The organism is Mesorhizobium salmacidum (SeqCode) (assembly GCF_037179605.1).
Taxonomy (GTDB): Bacteria; Pseudomonadota; Alphaproteobacteria; order Rhizobiales; family Rhizobiaceae; genus Mesorhizobium; species Mesorhizobium salmacidum.
In genome coordinates this window covers 275,683-293,458 of sequence record NZ_JAPYKS010000004.1, presented here as the reverse complement: position 1 = coordinate 293,458, position 17,776 = coordinate 275,683, and the positions used below count along the sequence as shown (strand labels likewise).

Sequence of the window (17,776 nt, the reverse complement as noted above, 5' to 3'; positions counted from 1 at the left end):
ATAAGCATGCGCAGGGGTGTTGCTAATGTATGGACGAATAGGGCCTTTCTTGCTGGGCGCGGCGCTGCTTTTCGGCGGCGGCTGCTCGCGCAGCTATGACGGCACGGTCATCATCCCGCGGCCGCTCGACGCCAGGCGGATCTGGGACCGGCCACCGCCCAATGTCGATTACCAGCCGCAGGTCGACAACGGCGCCTTTCCGGGGCCGCCACAACCCCCCGGACGGCTCTCCGAGCGCAAGGCCCTGAAACCTGCGCCGCACAGACGGCATCAGGCCAGGGCGTCACCGCCGCCTTCCCCGTCATCGGACTCCGAAAAGCAATTGGCATGCAGGAACGTCAGCGCGCCCGGCCAAAGGGTTCGCATGGTCTGCGAATAGAACGGTTCGGCGTTTGACAGTGTCGCCAGACCGCTCCCGGAACAATGTCCTACAGCGACGCCGCGCCCTTCCTCGGTTGCTTGGCTCCAGCCTGTCATTCAGCCGGGAAGAAGGCGGGCCCGACCACACGCACGGTGCGCTTGCCGGGCTCGATCGACTGCAGCTGAGCGGCGCCCGGAGCCTCGATGTCGGTTTCCGGAATTGCCGCGACGCTGCCGAGGTCCGGCTTTGCCTGAGGCAAAGGGATGATTGCATTGGTCATGTTCGTGGGCGTCACCGTCCTAGCCTTCAGTTCGGCAACCCGCTGATAATAACGCTTGACGTCGCAGGCCTTGAAATTGGCATCGTCACGATACCGGAAAGCGGCCGGCAACTCGGTGTATGGTTTGCGCGTGTCGAGCGCCACCATGCTGTCGGTTTCCTGGCTGATATCGCTCAGCGTGTAGAGATCGACCGCCGGGTCATCGCAGATGTAACGGCATTGATCGGCCATTTCCTTGAGATCGCGGTTGCCGGCGAATTGCGACTTTGGCGCGGGGAAGAAATACCCATCCGAAAGGCGGACGCAAAACAGCATCGCATTGCCGCCGGTCGTGCCCCCGGCCGCTGCCATCGCGGATTTCGCCTTCGGCGCCGGGCGCTCCTGCTTTACCCCCGATGAACAGCCGAGCGCCGCGAACCGCGCCTGCAGGCCCGAATTGTCACGGTCGGAATTGGACACAGCCGCGATCTGGCGCTGCACCTCCGTCCGGTTTCGAGCGAGGTCGGCACAAGCGTTGAAGAAGCCGCCCGCAGCACTTTGCGCGGTGCACTTGCGCTGCCTCTCCAGGCCCTGGATTGCCGCGAGCTGGCGACGAAGCTGAGCCAGTGCCGGGCTCACGCCTCCGCCGCGGCCAGCGGACAGCAATTGACTTTTGATCGCACCACAACTGTCCGCGTAGGAAGGTGTCGTGCCGGACGCAAACGCAGCGACCGTTGCCAGCGCGATCATCATGGAAAGACAGAAACGGGTCATCTGAACGTCATGATCCTTGTTGCCGAATAGTCCGGAACTAGGCTCTTTCGACTTGGGCAAACTTCCACTAAATGAGCTATACCTAATATTTTAAGACTTCTGACCTGAACAGACCTTCATCTAGTGTAATATAGTCCTGCATGTAAATTCCATATTACATTTTTATCAAGATTGAGACGAACCGGGAAGCAACGGAGACAGATCCGCGTCCGCCGGCAGGCCTGCGTCGAGCCATGCGATCAACCGGGCGTTACCGGTCTCTGCCTTGAAACCTTTGCTCGTGCTTCTGCGTTGAGGGGCGAAGGAGAACGCAGATGTCGATCCACTTCACGGTGTCGGAACTGACAAGAAACCTTTTTCACTCTCTCGGGCGGGATCACGAGCGTGGCCCACGGCCGCTCAACCCCGAGCAAAACCTGTTGCTCGAGTGCTATCTGGCCGGGCAGATTCCTGAATCGGCCTGGAGCGACTATGTCTTTGAGACACCGGATCTGGCACGGCATGCCGAAGTACGGCGCCTGAGCCGTTGATTTGCGCCAACCAGGGAAAGACGCCCGACGCAGCTTTCCGATTCAGACGAACCAGCCACCTTGATGCCCGTTCCATGGCAGATTTTTTTGGGCGTGCCGCTACTGCTTGGGCGAAACGAATTGCTGTGTGAACACGTTGCCGGCAATTCCTCGTGACAGCTCCGGCGATAAACTCAGCGGTGTACAATTCTTCACCGCCGCTATTGCCGCCTCGATGAACGACTGACGCGCCTTGTCGTCGCCGGCCACCTTGACGGCGGTTGGTCGCGGCGCGCCGATCAGAGTACCGTCGCGCTTGAAACTGAAGCTCAGGGTTACAGTCGAATTCCCGGCGTCGGCGGGCGGCGTCCAGCACGACTGGATCGCGGCCCCGACAGCGTCCATGGTGTTGAGCGTTGCGGCAACCGATGCGCATACGACACCCGTCGACATCACGCCCGCAATCACCAGCTTTGCAACGCCTTTCATCGCACGCCTCATCGTCACGACCAGCCGGCAATCCGCGCGGACTGCCGGAATCGATGGTAGGGCCGATACAGGCAATGGCAATATCCCTCGCCGAAAAGTTGTTCGGAGAGAGCGGACTGCGAAGCCGCCCGGGCGACTGACCGAGACCGATGCGAGCCAATGCCGAAAAACAAAAAGGCCGGCACTGAGCCGACCTTTCCTTTCCGCCTCGGCAGTTGCGCCAGTACATCCGTGGTCGCGGGCCGAAAGCGAATTGTCTCCAGTAGACAGGCTATTGGTAAACCAAACCTTAACGTGCCTGCCGTCCCACGCACTAAGTCAGGATTCGATAGCCCTGAAGGCCATCATCTTGCGGTAGGATGGTCCAGGCGCCCGCCCTGAACTCGGCTTCCGGCAGGTGGATTCGGGCATACGGACGAGCCGGTTTTTCACGGGGCATCGCGCGCTCTTTTCGAGGCATGCCGAGCCCATGCAGGTACTGGTCCGAACTTGTAGCTTGTCAGGAGGGCAACGACCGGGCCGTTGCTTGGTACGCCCAAGGGGAATCGAACCCCTGTTCCCGCCGTGAGAGGGCGGTGTCCTGACCGCTAGACGATGGGCGCGTTCAAGAAGGGGCGATATAGGCTGGCGGCTGGGAAAAAGCAACTGGGGTTTGGCGGCTTTGCAGCATCGAACGAAAAACCGCCCACAAGCTAGCGTTTCGGCTCGATCAGGTCCCAGAGATTGCCGTGGAGATCGGCGAAAACGGCCACGGTGCCGTAGGGCTCGAAGCGCGGCGCCTCGCGGAATTCGACGCCTTTGTCCAGCATAGCGGCGTGATCGCGGGCAAAATCGTCGGTTTCGAGGAACAGGAAGACCCGGCCGCCGGTCTGGTTGCCGATGCTTTTCCTCTGCGCCTCGTCGGACGCCTCGGCAAGCAGCAGCCTGGCACCCTGTCCGTTGGCCGGCGCGACGGTCACCCAGCGCTTGCCGCCGCCGAGACCGACATCCTCGGTCAGGGTAAAACCCAGCCGCTCGACATACCAGGCGATCGCCTCGTCATAATCGGCGACGACCAGCGTCACGGTCGCGACACGGCGATGTTCGGCAAACCCGGTCATGTCCGGCGCAAACTTGTTTGCTGCATTGCCGCCTGCCTATTTGTTGCGGATTGCAAAACGGCCGATCAGGCGGCGCTCGGCGATATCATAGACGAAGATCGCACGGCTGCCGTCGGCAAGCTCGGCGTCGATAGACAGGCGGCTGCCCGACAGTGACTGACCGACCACCCGGGAGCCTACCGGCAGCACGATGTCCCCGCTGAGCGGTTCGCCGGCGGGCACCTGGACGTCGCCGGCCAGCGGCGGGCTCACCGGCGTTGCCTTGCGTGATTTGTAGACAATCGCCGCGATCACCACCATAAGAGCCAGAAAGAGCAGGCCGAGATTGATGGCCATGAAGCGCATGAGTCTGCCGCGCAGCTTGTCGACCGCGGGGTCAAGCGGCTTTTCCTGCTCTTCATCGGCATCGGGCCGGGCCATGGCAAATATTCCGGAATGGTTTTTCGATGAGCGCTCATAGCGAAGAGGCCCCTGAATTGATAGAGGCCGCGCCCACCTTGCTGGTCGCCGGCGCGGATGCGGCCGGCCAACGCCTCGACCAGTGGCTGGCGGCAGCGCTTGGCCCGGACATGTCACGCAGTCGCGTGCAGATGCTGATCAGGCAAGGCGGCGTCGTCATCGACGGCAAGCCGGTCGACGAAACCAAGCGCAAGATGAGCGCTGGCGAAAATGTGTCGGTCGCCATGCCGGAACCGGAACCGGCGCTGCCGCAGGGCGAGAACATCGCGCTCGACGTGCTCTACGAAGACAACGAGTTGATCGTCATCAACAAGCCGGCGGGGCTTGTCGTGCACCCCGGCGCCGGCAACTGGACCGGCACGCTGGTCAATGCGCTCATCCACCATTGCGGCGACAGCCTGTCGGGCATTGGCGGGGTACGCCGCCCGGGCATCGTCCACCGCCTCGACAAGGAGACCAGCGGCGTCATGGTGGTCGCCAAGACCGACCGCGCCCACAAGTCGCTGTCGGAAGCCTTCGCCGACCACGGCCTGACCGGCGACCTCGAACGCGCCTACCTGGCTTTGGTTTGGGGCACACCGCAAAGGCCGACCGGCACGATCGATGCGCCGCTTGGCCGCGCCGCCGACCGGGTGCGCCGCGCCGTCGTGCCGGAAGGCCGCGACGACGCGCGCCACGCCGTCACCCGCTTTGCCGTGCAAGAGCGCTTCGGCGAAGGCCAGCGGGAATTCGCCACCGCGAGCCTCGTGGAATGCCGGCTGGAAACCGGCCGCACCCACCAGATCCGCGTCCACATGGCCCATATCGGCCATCCCGTTATCGGCGATCCCGATTACGGCTTGGCGTTCCGCACCAAGGCCAATCGGCTGCCGGAGCCCCTGAAAACTCAGGTCAAGGCATTTTCCCGGCAAGCTTTGCATGCCTGGCTCCTTGCATTTCGGCACCCCACTACCCATCTAACGATGAGGTTCGAGGCGCCGATACCGGAGGACATGGAGGAACTCGTCGACGGCTTCCGCAAACTCTGAACCAACCATCAAAAAACCTGACTGTCATTGTTCACTTCAGCGTGACACACTGTTTCGTGTTGAACAAATGCCTGTCTTTTCTGGTTTTGTTCCTGTATAAGATCTGATGTCGCGGGCGAGCCTTTTGGTGCTCGCGTCACATGCCCGCCGCGTTTCGGGGGCATTACTCCAATAGAGAGGGGGCGCTATCATGGCCCAGTCATTACCCAGTATCGTTTCCGGCGAAGGCGGCCTCAGCCGCTATCTGGAAGAAATCCGCCGCTTTCCCATGCTTCAGCCGCAAGAAGAGTACATGCTCGCCAAGCGTTATGCCGAGCATGAAGACACCACGGCCGCGCATAAGCTCGTCACCAGCCATTTGAGGCTCGTCGCCAAGATCGCCATGGGCTATCGCGGCTACGGCTTGCCGATCGGCGAGGTGATCTCGGAAGGCAATGTCGGCCTGATGCAGGCCGTCAAGAAATTCGAACCCGAGCGCGGTTTCCGCCTCGCCACCTACGCCATGTGGTGGATCAAGGCCTCGATCCAGGAATACATCCTGCGCTCGTGGAGCCTGGTCAAGATGGGCACGACCGCCAACCAGAAGCGCCTGTTCTTCAATCTCCGCAAGGTGAAGGGCAAGATTCAGGCGCTGGACGACGGCGATCTCAAGCCCGACCAGATCGCCGAAATCGCCACGCGGCTGAACGTTTCCGAGGCCGAAGTGGTGTCGATGAACCGCCGCCTGTCCGGCGACGCGTCACTCAACGCGCCGATCCGGGCGACGGAAGGCGAGTCCGGCGAATGGCAGGACTGGCTGGTCGACGACCACGAAAGCCAGGAAGAGATGCTGATCGAGCAGGACGAACTGGAAAACCGGCGCGGCATGCTGTCGGGCGCTCTGGCTGTGCTCAACGATCGCGAGCGGCGCATCTTCGAGGCGCGTCGCCTCGCCGAGGAGCCGCTCACCCTGGAAGAGCTTTCGGCCGAGTTCGACATCAGCCGCGAGCGCGTGCGCCAGATCGAGGTGCGCGCTTTCGAGAAGGTGCAGGATGCCGTCAAGGCCGCCGCCAAGCGCCAGATGCAGGCGCTGCGCACCATCGAGGCACAGCCGGCGGCTTAAAGCCGGGACCGATTACGAAATGGAGGGCGGCCTCAGGAAACTGGCGCCGCCCTTTTTGTGTACAAGAAGCCGGAGCGTACCCTCAAAGCCCATCAAGCGGAAACTTGAGGTACCGCCGGCCATTGGCTTCCGGCTCCGGCAGCCGTCCGCCATTCATGTTGACCTGCAGCGCATGCAGGATCAGCCGCGGCATCGGCAATGTCCGGTCACGCGCCTCGCGCAGGGCGACGAACTCGGCCTCGCTGCGGGCAGCGACAAGATGGATGTTGGTCGCCTTTTGCGCCCCGACCGTGCTTTCCCACATCGGCTCGCGCCCGCCGGCCTGGTAATCATGGCCGACGAACAGCCGGGTTTCCTCCGGCAAGGCCAGGATGCCCCGGATCGAACGCCAGAGCCGCGCGGCGCTGCCGCCGGGAAAATCCGTCCTTGCCGTGCCGCTGTCGGGCATGAACAGCGTGTCATGCACGAAGGCGGCGTCACCGACCACATAGGTGATCGAGGCCAGCGTATGTCCGGGTGAGAACAGCACCTTGACTGGAAGGGTTCCGATCCGAAACGTCTCGCCTTCGGTAAACAGCCTGTCCCACTGCGAACCGTCGGCGGGAAAATCGGGCCAGTTGTAGATGACCTTCCATAGTGCCTGGACGTCGACGATCCTGTCGCCGATCGCCATCGGCGCTTCGGTCTTCTGTTTCAGATAGTGCGCCGCCGAGAAATGGTCGGCGTGGGGATGGGTGTCGAGGATCCACTCGAGCTCCAGCCCATTTTCCCCGATGAAAGCGAGCAGCGCATCCGCGCTCCTCGTCCCCGTTGCGCCGGATTTCTCGTCGAAATCCAGGATCGGATCGATGATGGCGCAGCGCTTCGTCGTCGGGTCCGCGACGACATACTGGATGGCTCCGGTCGGCTTGTCATAGAAGCCGCTGACCAAAGGCCTGGCCAAAGCTACATCCACTTCCGGCTCCATCGCTCACAGCCGGCAGGAACGATTTTCTCCGCCGGAACCCGCCGCGAGCATGGTTGTCCGCCCCGTCGAGCCAGTCAAGCATGACTTGGCTCGCAGGAGCGGAAAAACCAAAAACTGTTCCGACGCGCCGGCTCAGGCGGAAGGTTGTTTGGTCTTCCTGAGATAGGGCAGGATGGTCTCGTAGGCGCCGAAGCGCTTGATCGCATCCTCGTTGGAAACGGCGGCCGTGATGATGACGTCCTCGCCCTGCTTCCAGTTCGCCGGCGTCGCCACCTGGTGCTTGGCGGTGAGCTGCATGGAATCGACCGCGCGCAGGATCTCGTCGAAGTTGCGCCCCGTCGTCATCGGATAGGTCAGCACCAGCTTGATCTTCTTGTCCGGTCCGATGACGTAGACCGAGCGCACGGTGGCGTTGTCGGCGGGCGTGCGGCCTTCCGAGGTTTCGCCGGCGCCGCCTGGCAGCATGTCGTAGAGCTTGGCGACCTTGAGGTCCTTGTCGCCGATCAGTGGATAATGCACCGAATGGCCCGTCGCCGTCTTGATGTCGTCCTGCCATTTGCCGTGGCTTTCGACCGGGTCGACCGAAATGCCGATGATCTTGACGTTGCGCTTCTTGAACTCGCCCTCGAGCCCCGCCATCGTGCCAAGCTCGGTCGTGCAGACCGGCGTGAAATTCTTCGGATGGCTGAACAGGATCGCCCAACCGTCGCCGATCCAGTCATGGAACTTGATGGTCCCTTGCGTGGTCTCGGCGGTGAAGTCCGGCGCGATGTCGTTGATACGAAGACTCATGACCTATCCCTACCCCTGGTGAAATCTAGCCTGCATTCTATCGCCGACCGGCGCCGGCACCTATTCCTAGCACCGCTACGTGACTGATTAAACGGTGGAGATGACGGCTATTCACCCGACGGGCAAAAATTTTTCCGCGCCTTCGGATCGGGGCGAAAATAAAGCGTGACATTGGGCATGAGACAAACGCCAGGGATCGGCGAGGCGCCTCAGGCCTTGGTGATCGCCAGCGACGTCGCTAGGTCTTCCATACGCTGCGCCAGGGCGCCGAGCGCGTTGGTCAGCACGCTGTCGCTCTTGTCGGCCTTGGTCAGCGCCTCGTCACGCGTCTTGCGCAAGGTCAGCACTTCGCTCTCCATGCCTTTGACCCGCTTCTGCAGTTCGGAAAGCTCGTCCATCACCATGATGCCGGCCATGACGGTCAGCCGCTGGTCGCCGATCTCGCCAAAAGAATCCTTCAGATGCGAGACATAACGATCGAAGCGTTCGGCGAGATCGATCAGATGCTCTTCCTGGCCCTCGTCGCAGGCCATGCGGTACTGCTTGCCGTCGATTGAAACCGTGACCTGTGCCATCGGGCCAGCTCCTATCTGTCCAACACGGCGCGGATGGTTTCCATCGCGGTCACCAGCCGTCGCGAGACTTCCTTGTTGGCGTCTTCCAGCCGTTCGGCGCGAGCTTCGGAATTGTCGAGCTCCTGCGCCAGCCGCGAGCGATCGGCATTCATCCGCTGCACTTCTGCCTCGGCTTCCGAATAGTCGCGTTCGTGCTCGAGCTTGGCCGCGACGGCGTTTTCCAGCCCCTCGATGGCCTTGCTCAGCCTGGCGATTACTTCCTTGAGCGTGGTTTCCCCGGTCATGGCCTTCGTCCTGTGCCCTGCCCATCACCGAATCGTTCGCGTTCAGAACGCGTTATGTCTGAAACATTAGGCACCGGGTGAAGGCCACGTCAACAAAGCTCTCGCGACTGTCCCCCGCTAACGCTAAAGTAGTCCCGCCTGCGGCATCACAAGACCGGCAAATGTGCACCCGATTTGTTGACTAAAAGCCCGCGCCTGCTATGTGTCGCGCACCCTTTTTCAAGGGCTCTCCCAAAGCCCCCAAACCCCCACCCTGGAGGTACCATGACGTCGCGTGAACAACATGACCGGATGGCCAATGCGATCCGTTTTCTCTCCATGGACGCCGTCGAGAAGGCGAATTCCGGCCATCCTGGCCTGCCCATGGGCTGCGCCGACATCGCCACGGTGCTGTTCACCCGCTTCCTGAAATACGATCCCAAGGCCCCGCACTGGGCCGACCGCGACCGCTTCATCCTGTCGGCGGGCCATGGCTCGATGCTGCTCTACTCGTTGCTGCATCTGACCGGTTACGAAGACATGACCATCGACCAGATCAAGCACTTCCGCCAGCTGGGCTCGAAGACAGCGGGCCATCCCGAATACGGCCATGCCACCGGCATCGAGACCACGACCGGTCCGCTCGGCCAGGGCCTCGCCAATTCGGTCGGCTTCGCGCTTGGTGAGCGCATCATGAACGCCGCCTTCGGCAACGACCTCGTCAACCACTACACCTATGTGCTGGCCGGCGACGGCTGCCTGATGGAAGGTGTTTCCCAGGAAGCCATCGCGCTTGCTGGCCACCTCAAGCTCAACAAGCTGATCGTCTTCTGGGACAACAACAACATCTCGATCGACGGCCCGGTCTCGCTCGCCGACAACACCGACCAGGTTGCCCGCTTCCAGGCATCCGGCTGGAATGCCAGCCATATCGACGGCACCGATCCGGAAGCGATCGCCTACGCCATCGAGGCCGCACGCCACTCGGACAAGCCGACGATGATCGCCTGCAAGACGACGATCGGTTTCGGCGCCCCGACCAAGGCCGGCACCAACAAGGCGCATGGCTCGCCGCTGGGCGCCGACGAGATCGCCGGCGCGCGCAAGTTCTTCAGCTGGGACTCGCCGCCCTTCGAGATTCCAGCCGACATCCTCGACGCCTGGCGCACCGCCGGTAAGGCCGGCGTCAAGGCGCGCACCGACTGGGAAGGCCGCCTCGCCAAGGCCGATCCGAAGCTGAAGGCCGAGTTCGAGCGCCGCACCGCGGGCAAGCTGCCGGCGAATTTCGACGCCGTCATCGCCGACTACAAGAAGAAGCTTACGGCCGACAAGCCGAAGGTCGCCACCCGCAAATCGTCCGAGATGGCGCTGGAAATCATCAACGGCGCGGTGCCCGAGACCATCGGCGGCTCGGCCGATCTGACCGGCTCCAACAACACCAAGACCAGCCAGACCAAGAACATCACGCCGGACGATTACGGCCAGCGCTACGTTCACTACGGCGTTCGCGAGCATGGCATGGCCGCTGCTATCAATGGGTTGACACTGCATGGCGGCCTCATCGCCTATGGCGGCACCTTTCTGTGTTTCTCCGACTATGCCCGTCCGTCGATGCGGCTTGCCTCGCTGATGGGCATCCGCTCGATCTTCGTCATGACCCATGATTCCATTGGTCTGGGCGAAGACGGCCCGACCCACCAGCCGGTCGAGCACATGGCGGCCCTGCGCGCCATTCCCAATCACAATGTGTTCCGTCCGGCCGACGCCGTGGAGACCGCCGAATGCTGGCAGATCGCGCTCGAATCCGAAAAGACGCCGTCGACGCTGGCGCTGACCCGTCAGAACCTGCCGACCGTGCGCACCGAGTTCACCGAAAACAACCTGAGCAGCCTGGGCGCCTATGAACTCGCCGGCGCCAGCGGTGACGCCGCGGTGACGATCTTCGCCACCGGTTCCGAGGTCGAGATCGCGCTCGGCGCCCGCGAACTTCTGGAAAAGCATGGCCACCCGACCCGTGTCGTCTCGGTGCCTTGCTTCGAACTATTCGATAAGCAGAGCGACGCCTACCGCAAGAAGACGATCGGCGACGCGCCGATCAAGATGGCGATCGAGGCCGGCATCCGCCAGGGCTGGGATCATCTTATCGGCTCCGATGGCATCTTCATCGGCATGACCGGCTTCGGCGCCTCGGGCACCATCGAGCAGCTCTATCCGCATTTCGGTATCACCGCCGAGGCGGCCGCCAAGGCAGCGGAAGCTCGCTTGCACGGTAAATGACTTTTGGGGGTCCGGCGAGATCGCGTGAAAAGCGGTTTTGCCGAACTGGCCTAACCTAATCGATTTAAATCCGGCCCGCTGCGGCTGGATTCTTCGCCCGTCCGCCGCTATGAAGCTGCGGACCAATCGTCTGCCTTCCAGCTCCCAGGGAGAGAACAATGACCGTCAGAGTTGCCATCAACGGGTTTGGCCGCATCGGCCGCAACATCCTGCGCGCCATCCATGAGTCCGGCCGCAGGGACATCGATGTCGTCGCCGTCAACGATCTCGGCCCCGTCGAGACCAACGCCCACCTGCTGCGCTTTGACAGCGTGCACGGCCGTTTCCCGCATGAAGTGTCGGTCGACGGCGACCAGATCACCGTCGGCAAGGAGAAGTTCAAGGTCACGGCGATCAAGGACCCGACGCAATTGCCATGGAAGGAACTCGGCGTCGACATCGCGCTCGAATGCACCGGCATCTTCACCGCCCGCGACAAGGCCGCCGCGCACCTGACCGCCGGCGCCAAGCGCGTGCTGGTCTCGGCACCTGCCGACGGCGCTGACTTGACCGTCGTCTACGGCATCAACCACGACAAGCTGACCAAGGACCACATCGTCATCTCGAATGCGTCCTGCACCACCAACTGCCTGGCGCCGCTCGCGGCCGTCCTGCACGAGACGGTCGGCATCGAAAAGGGCATGATGACGACGATCCATTCCTACACTGGCGACCAGCCGACGCTGGACACCATGCACAAGGATCTCTACCGCGCCCGCGCCGCCGCCCTGTCGCAGATCCCGACCTCGACCGGTGCCGCCAAGGCCATCGGCCTCGTCCTGCCCGACCTCAAGGGCAAGCTCGACGGCATCTCGATCCGCGTGCCGACGCCGAATGTGTCGGTCGTCGACTTCAAGTTCATCGCCAAGCGGTCGACCACGGTGCAGGAAATCAACGAGGCGGTGATCGCCGCCTCCAACGGCAAGCTGAAGGGCATCCTCGGCGTCACCCATCACCCGAACGTGTCGATCGATTTCAACCACGATCCGCGCTCCTCGATCATGGCGCTCGACCAGACCAAGGTGATGGACGGCAACTTCGTTTCGGTGCTGTCGTGGTACGACAATGAATGGGGCTTTTCCAACCGCATGGGCGATACCGCCGTCGCTTTCGGCAAGACCATCGCCTGATCGAAGATCCGTCTTCTCGACACTCCAAACGCCCGGCTTCGTCCGGGCGTTTTCGTTTGCCGGGGCAGCAACGCGAAAATCAGCGGCGCGGGGCAAAAAACCACCCTCCCGCCTTGCACTGGTCACGCCTTCGCCCCACTCTGCCGTAAAGCCAGCAAGCAGAGGAATTCGAGGGGCAAATCACGGATGGAGCATGCGATCTATCTCGTCACGCTGGTCGGCACGGCGCTTGTTGTCGCCGCCGCGTTTTCGAGCCTGATCGCCTTCCGCTTCGGCGCCCCGCTCCTGCTCCTGTTTCTGTGCATCGGGCTCGCCACCGGAACCGACGGCCTCGGCATCCAGTTCGACAACGCCCGCGTCGCCTATTTTGCCGGCTCACTGGCGCTCGCCGTCATCCTGTTCGATTCCGGTTTCGGCACGCCGCTCAACGCTTTGCGGCAGGCGGCGGGACCAGCCCTGTCGCTGGCGACCTTCGGCGTGCTTCTCACCACCGGCCTGTTCGGCGCCGCCGCCTATTATCTGCTCGACCTCAGCTGGCTGGAATCCTTCCTGCTCGGCGCCGCCGTCGCCTCGACCGACGCGGCGGCGGTGTTCTTCCTGCTGCGCGCCGGCGAGATCAACCTGCGCGAGCGCGTGCGCTCCACGCTCGAGGTGGAATCCGGCACCAATGATCCGATCGCCATCTTCCTGACAATCACGCTGGTCGAGATCATAGCCGCCCACGCCAATCCCGAAGCCAATGTCCTGGTCACCAATCTGATGCTCGGCTTCCTCGTCAACATGGGCCTCGGCGCCATCGTCGGCGTGCTTGGCGGCCTCGCCATCGTACGCCTGGTCGACCGGCTCAACCTCGACCATGGCCTGTTGCCGATCTTCGTGCTGACCCTGTCGCTGATGGTCTTCGCAGCCGCCGGCGCGATCGGCGGATCGGGCTTCCTGGCGGTGTATATCGCAGGCCTGATTGCCGGCAACTCCGACATCCGCGCCGTCACCATCCTGAAGCGCTTCCAGGACGGCATGTCGTGGCTGGCGCAGATCATCATGTTCCTGATCCTCGGCCTGTTCGCCACGCCCTCGCAATTTCCGGCCATCATGGTGCCTGCGGTGCTGCTTGGCCTGTTCCTGATGTTCGTCGCCCGCCCTGTCGCGGTCTGGCTCTGCCTGATCCCGTTCCGCCTGCCGCGTCCCGAAGTCGCCTTCGTCTCCTGGGTCGGCCTGCGCGGCGCCGTATCCATCCTGCTCGCCATTACACCGCTGCTCGGTGGGCTGGAGAACGGCCGCACCATCTTCAACGCCGCCTTCATCATCGTTCTGGTGTCGCTGGTCATCCAGGGCTGGACCGTCGGCCCACTGGCGCGTCGCCTGGGCCTGATCGTGCCGGCGCGGCTCGGACCGCTGGACAAGGTCGAGCTGGAACTGCCCGGCTCCGCGCATCACGAGCTCCTTGCCTATCGTGTGGCGCCGGGCAGTCCGGTGGCGCGCGGCGAGCGCATCCCGCGCTGGGCGCGGCCCTCGCTGGTGCTGCGTGACGGTCGCTCGATGCGTTTCCAGGACATGGGCCGGCTCGCCGCCGGCGACCAGGTCTACATCTTCGTGCCCGACCGCTATCCGCGCCTACTCGACAAGCTGTTCGCCAGCCGCGCCGTGGTCGATCCGGAGGATGCCGATTTCTTCGGTGCCTTCGCCGTCGATCCGGCGCGTTCCGCGGCCGAACTGGAAGCCGCCTATGCGCCCGGTCTCACCGAGGCCGAGCAGAAGCAAACCGTCGGTGCGTTGGTCACGGCGCGGCTCGGCGGCCATGCCGAATATGCCGACCGCGTGCTGCTCGGCCCTATCGAATTGATCGTGCGCGACGTCGACGACAAGGGCAAAATCACCGGTCTCGGCCTGTCTTTCGAGCCGACCGCGCCGGTGGCGCGCGTGCCTGTCTTCCTCAGCGCCGGTGAGATCGGCGACCGTCTCATCGCCTTTATCCGCGACTGGCGCAAGCCGGCTGAGGCGCAGGTGGCGGCGCGGGCGGATGACGCCCCCGAGCCGCCGGTCGAGAAGGCATCGGCCGAAAGCTGACACGGCAGACCGTTCGCACCGCCCCGACATACGGCGGGCGGTCTTCACCGACTATGTCCCCGCCCGTCTCAAAATTTCGCATCCGACCCCGGCCAAAGCCTTGCATCGCCGCCGATGCGGGGTATGGTCCCGGCGATTTTCAGACGAAAGGGACCGGCATGGCTGCCTTCAAGACACTGGACGATATCGGCAACATCAGCGGCAAGCGCGTGCTGGTGCGCGTCGACCTCAACGTTCCCGTCGCCGACGGCAAGGTCACCGACGCAACCCGCATCGAACGCATCGCGCCGACCATCGCCGAATTGTCCGGCAAGGGCGCCAAGGTCATCCTGCTCGCCCATTTCGGCCGACCCAAGGATGGTCCTTCGCCCGAATTCTCGCTGGAGCCGATCGCCAGGGCGACCGCGCAGGTGCTCGGCCGCCCCGTCGGCTTCGCCAGCGATTGCGTCGGCGACACGGCGGGAAGCGCTGTCGCCGCCATGGACAAGGGCGACGTGCTGCTGCTCGAAAACACCCGCTTCTACAAGGCCGAGGAGAAGAACGATCCCGCCTTTACCGAACGGCTCGCCGCCAATGGCGACATCTTCGTCAACGATGCCTTTTCCGCCGCCCACCGCGCTCATGCCTCGACTGAAGGGCTGGCACACCTGTTGCCCTCCTTCGCCGGCCGCACCATGCAGGCCGAGCTTGAGGCGCTGGAGAAAGGACTGGGAAACCCGGTGCGTCCGGTTGTCGCCATCGTCGGCGGCGCCAAGGTCTCGACCAAGATCGACCTGTTGATGAACCTGGTGAAGAAAGTCGACGCGCTGGTCATCGGCGGCGGCATGGCCAACACCTTCCTCGCCGCGCGCGGCACCGATGTCGGCAAGTCGCTGTGCGAGCATGACCTGGCCCCGACCGCCAAGCAGATCATGATCGAGGCCGCCGAAGCCGGCTGCGCCATCATCCTGCCGGTCGACGGCGTCGTCGCCAAGGAATTCAAGGCGGGTGCCGCCTGCGAAACCGTCGCCATCTCCGACGTGCCAGCCGACGGCATGATCCTCGATGTCGGCGCCAAGACCGTCACGACGATCGGCGAGTGGATCGATCGCGCGGCGACGCTGGTCTGGAACGGTCCGCTCGGTGCCTTCGAGATCGAGCCGTTCGATCACGCCACGGTGGCGGCGGCCAGGCATGCGGCCGCGCGCACAAAGGCCGGCAAGCTGGTTTCGGTCGCCGGCGGCGGCGATACGGTGGCGGCGCTCAACCATGCCAGTGTCGCCGACGATTTCACTTATGTCTCGACCGCCGGCGGCGCCTTCCTGGAGTGGATGGAAGGCAAGCCGTTGCCCGGCGTCGACGTGCTCAAGCGCTGAGGCGTCCGGCGGCTCGCCAACAATCCGATCAACTCGAGGAGAGCCGGCGGCGGCGCCGGCGACTTTCAATCGATTCGAGCTTTCCGGCGTCATTCCTTTGGCGGTAGTGTTCTGCTAGGCGCAGATCAACCGGTTCAGGAGAAGCATGATGAGCCAACGTCTCGAAGACATTGCCGCCGCGATCGTGGCCAACGGCAAGGGCCTGCTGGCCGCCGACGAAAGCTCCGGCACCATCAAGAAGCGCTTCGACGTCATCGGCGTCGAATCGACCGCCGACAGCCGTCGCGACTATCGCGAAATGATGTTCCGCGCCAAGGACGCGATGACCAGGTACATTTCCGGCGTCATCCTCTATGACGAGACCATCCGCCAGAAAGCCGCCGACGGGACGCCGCTGGTCGACATCATCAAGGCATCAGGTGCCATTCCCGGCATCAAGGTCGATGCCGGCGCCAAGCAGCTGGCCGGCTTTCCCGGCGACACCATCACCGAGGGCCTCGACGGGTTGCGAGAGCGCCTGGCCGACTATTACAAGCTCGGCGCCCGCTTCGCCAAATGGCGCGCGGTGATCGACATCGACGCGACCAGGGGCGTGCCCTCGGCCACCTCGATCGGCGCGAACACCCATGCGCTCGCCCGCTATGCCGCCCTTTGCCAGGAAGCCGGCATCGTGCCGATCGTCGAGCCTGAAGTGTTGATGGACGGCGCCCACGACATCGGCACATGCTACGAGGTCTCGAAGGCCACGCTGACGAAGCTCTATGACGAGCTCTATGCCGCCCGTGTCGTGCTCGAAGGTACGATTCTGAAGCCCAACATGGTGCTCTCTGGCAAAAAGTCGGGCACGGTGGACAGCCCCGAGGAAGTCGCGGCAAAGACCATAAAACTGTTTCGCGAGACGGTGCCGGCGGCGGTGCCGGGCATCGCCTTCCTTTCCGGCGGCCAGGAGGACGAGGAGGCGACCGCCAACCTCAATGCCATCAACGCCATCGGCCCGCATCCGTGGAAGCTGACCTTCTCCTACGGCCGCGCGCTGCAGGCCGCCCCGCAGAAGGCCTGGAGCGGCAAGGCCTCGAACGTCGCCGCCGGCCAGGCCGCCTTCACCCACCGCGCCCACATGAACCACCTGGCGGCACTCGGTAAATGGAAGGCGAGCCTGGAACAGGCTGCCTGAAGACCCCCTGCTGTCCCTTCCCTTCAAACCCGGGCCGACATGCCCGGGTTTTTCGTTTTGTCGCACCGGCCTTGGGGCAAGGCATTCGCATTCTTATTTCCTCTGGGCATTCCTGGCAGCGGCGATGTCGGCTTGCGCCCATCCCGTACGTCCTTGGGGTGCAGACAGGGAGAAGTTCATGCATCGCAACAAGGTCGTTTCGCGCGAAGAATGGTTCGAGGCTCATAAGGCACATCTGGCCCGCGAGAAGGAACTGACGCGGCTTCGCGAACGCATCGCGGCCGAGCGGCGGAAGCTCCCTTGGCTGAAGGTGCGGAAGGATTATGTCTTCGAGACGGAACAGGGACCGAAGAAACTGGCCGATCTCTTCGCCGGCCGCAGCCAGTTGATCGTCTACCACTTCGTGTTCGCGCCAGGCTCAACGCATCACTGCGAGAGCTGTGCCTTCGTCGCCGATCACATCGACGGCGCCAACCAACATCTCAGGCATCATGACGTGTCGCTTGTCGTGATCGCGCGCGCGCCGCTCGCCGAGCTGCAGCCTTACAAGCAGCGCATGGGCTGGAAGTTCGACTGGGTGTCCTCTTACGCCTCGGACTTCAACTTCGACATGCAAGTCTCCTTCACCGACAGGCAGATCGCCTCCGGCGAAGCCGTCTACAATTTCGAAACACCCGTGTCGACGTCGAAGGACCTGCCCGGCACCACTGTCTTCTACAGGGAGGAAGCCGGCGACATCTTTCTGACCTTCATGTCGCGCGCCCGGGGCAGCGAGCAATTCATCGGCGCTTATCAATATCTCGACATGGCGCCGAAAGGCCGTGGCGAGACCGGTCCTTATGGGACTTCGATGGACTGGGTGCGGTTGCACGACGACTATGGGAACAGGTCGCGGCAGGACGACGCCTGCCCCTAGCGCAAGCGCGTAGGGAAAAGCGCGTAGCCTTTCCCCTGAGGAATTGCGTGAAAACAAAGAGTTAGAGCAGTTCCAGCGATTCTACCAATCGCTGAGCCGCTCCAGGGCATGGGCCGATGAAGCAGGGATCCGTTCACGCC

At 63.2% G+C, this 17,776-nt stretch carries 18 protein-coding genes and 1 tRNA gene; 10 read left to right on the top strand and 9 right to left on the bottom strand.

The genetic code is table 11. The features are described from left to right. The first annotated feature begins 49 nt into the window (after positions 1–49). A complete protein-coding gene (locus O7A60_RS07850) occupies positions 50–379 on the top strand; it encodes a hypothetical protein (protein WP_337105756.1) in 330 nt (109 codons plus the stop codon). 94 nt (positions 380–473) lie between these two features. Here O7A60_RS07850 and O7A60_RS07845 read toward each other — a convergent pair whose 3' ends face one another. Further along, positions 474–1,394 (bottom strand): DUF2865 domain-containing protein, encoded by a 921-nt coding sequence (locus O7A60_RS07845; RefSeq protein ID WP_337105755.1) that lies wholly within the window; start codon positions 1,392–1,394, stop codon positions 474–476. A gap of 314 nt (positions 1,395–1,708) precedes the next feature. Here O7A60_RS07845 and O7A60_RS07840 point away from each other — a divergent pair, with 314 nt between their 5' ends. After that, the gene (locus tag O7A60_RS07840; RefSeq protein WP_084636366.1) at positions 1,709–1,924 is read left to right on the top strand and encodes a hypothetical protein; all 216 of its coding nucleotides are present in this window, start codon (positions 1,709–1,711) and stop codon (positions 1,922–1,924) included. A 99-nt stretch (positions 1,925–2,023) separates the two neighbouring features. Here the strand turns inward: O7A60_RS07840 and O7A60_RS07835 are convergent, their stop codons facing one another. The 4 genes from O7A60_RS07835 to O7A60_RS07820 all read right to left on the bottom strand — a co-directional run bounded on the left by O7A60_RS07835 (position 2,024) and on the right by O7A60_RS07820 (position 3,912). Continuing rightward, positions 2,024–2,392, bottom strand: a complete 369-nt coding sequence (locus O7A60_RS07835; RefSeq protein WP_337105754.1) for a hypothetical protein — start codon at positions 2,390–2,392, stop codon at positions 2,024–2,026. A 527-nt stretch (positions 2,393–2,919) separates the two neighbouring features. Beyond that, positions 2,920–2,994 (bottom strand) — tRNA-Glu (locus O7A60_RS07830). 90 nt (positions 2,995–3,084) lie between these two features. After that, the gene (locus O7A60_RS07825) at positions 3,085–3,492 is read right to left on the bottom strand and encodes a VOC family protein (protein WP_027141894.1); all 408 of its coding nucleotides are present in this window, start codon (positions 3,490–3,492) and stop codon (positions 3,085–3,087) included. Positions 3,493–3,528: 36 nt separating this feature from the next. Then, positions 3,529–3,912, bottom strand: a complete 384-nt coding sequence (locus O7A60_RS07820) for a fimbrial protein (protein WP_337105753.1) — start codon at positions 3,910–3,912, stop codon at positions 3,529–3,531. A 26-nt stretch (positions 3,913–3,938) separates the two neighbouring features. Between O7A60_RS07820 and O7A60_RS07815 the strand changes: the two genes are divergently transcribed. Both O7A60_RS07815 and rpoH read left to right on the top strand, forming a co-directional pair. Next, on the top strand, positions 3,939–4,979 hold the full coding sequence (locus tag O7A60_RS07815; RefSeq protein WP_337105752.1) for an RluA family pseudouridine synthase: 1,041 nt from the start codon (positions 3,939–3,941) through the stop codon (positions 4,977–4,979). 190 nt (positions 4,980–5,169) lie between these two features. Then, positions 5,170–6,081 carry an RNA polymerase sigma factor RpoH gene (rpoH, locus tag O7A60_RS07810; protein WP_015315375.1) on the top strand — a complete coding sequence of 304 codons (912 nt, stop codon included), beginning with the start codon at positions 5,170–5,172 and terminating at the stop codon, positions 6,079–6,081. Positions 6,082–6,163: 82 nt separating this feature from the next. Here rpoH and O7A60_RS07805 read toward each other — a convergent pair whose 3' ends face one another. From O7A60_RS07805 to O7A60_RS07790, 4 genes are all read right to left on the bottom strand, one after another. Next, positions 6,164–7,048 (bottom strand): MBL fold metallo-hydrolase, encoded by an 885-nt coding sequence (locus tag O7A60_RS07805; protein WP_415926804.1) that lies wholly within the window; start codon positions 7,046–7,048, stop codon positions 6,164–6,166. Between the two features lie 132 nt (positions 7,049–7,180). Beyond that, entirely contained in the window at positions 7,181–7,840 is a 660-nt protein-coding gene (locus O7A60_RS07800; protein ID WP_140509714.1) for a peroxiredoxin, read from the bottom strand. Positions 7,841–8,049: 209 nt separating this feature from the next. Beyond that, the gene (locus O7A60_RS07795; RefSeq protein WP_027141889.1) at positions 8,050–8,415 is read right to left on the bottom strand and encodes a cell division protein ZapA; all 366 of its coding nucleotides are present in this window, start codon (positions 8,413–8,415) and stop codon (positions 8,050–8,052) included. 11 nt (positions 8,416–8,426) lie between these two features. Further along, a complete protein-coding gene (locus O7A60_RS07790; RefSeq protein ID WP_015315371.1) occupies positions 8,427–8,699 on the bottom strand; it encodes a DUF4164 domain-containing protein in 273 nt (90 codons plus the stop codon). Between the two features lie 264 nt (positions 8,700–8,963). Here O7A60_RS07790 and tkt point away from each other — a divergent pair, with 264 nt between their 5' ends. The 6 genes from tkt (at position 8,964) to O7A60_RS07760 (ending at position 17,636) form a co-directional block, all read left to right on the top strand. Beyond that, positions 8,964–10,955, top strand: coding sequence for a transketolase (tkt, locus tag O7A60_RS07785; RefSeq protein ID WP_337105750.1), 1,992 nt, complete (start codon positions 8,964–8,966; stop codon positions 10,953–10,955). Between the two features lie 158 nt (positions 10,956–11,113). Continuing rightward, positions 11,114–12,124 carry a type I glyceraldehyde-3-phosphate dehydrogenase gene (gap, locus tag O7A60_RS07780; RefSeq protein ID WP_027141887.1) on the top strand — a complete coding sequence of 337 codons (1,011 nt, stop codon included), beginning with the start codon at positions 11,114–11,116 and terminating at the stop codon, positions 12,122–12,124. Positions 12,125–12,310: 186 nt separating this feature from the next. Then, positions 12,311–14,191, top strand: a complete 1,881-nt coding sequence (locus tag O7A60_RS07775) for a potassium/proton antiporter (RefSeq protein WP_027141886.1) — start codon at positions 12,311–12,313, stop codon at positions 14,189–14,191. Positions 14,192–14,349: 158 nt separating this feature from the next. Next, a complete protein-coding gene (locus O7A60_RS07770) occupies positions 14,350–15,546 on the top strand; it encodes a phosphoglycerate kinase (protein ID WP_337105749.1) in 1,197 nt (398 codons plus the stop codon). Positions 15,547–15,694: 148 nt separating this feature from the next. Next, positions 15,695–16,720, top strand: coding sequence for a class I fructose-bisphosphate aldolase (locus tag O7A60_RS07765; RefSeq protein ID WP_337105748.1), 1,026 nt, complete (start codon positions 15,695–15,697; stop codon positions 16,718–16,720). A gap of 178 nt (positions 16,721–16,898) precedes the next feature. Continuing rightward, positions 16,899–17,636, top strand: a complete 738-nt coding sequence (locus tag O7A60_RS07760; protein ID WP_337105747.1) for a DUF899 domain-containing protein — start codon at positions 16,899–16,901, stop codon at positions 17,634–17,636. Positions 17,637–17,776: the final 140 nt, after the last annotated feature.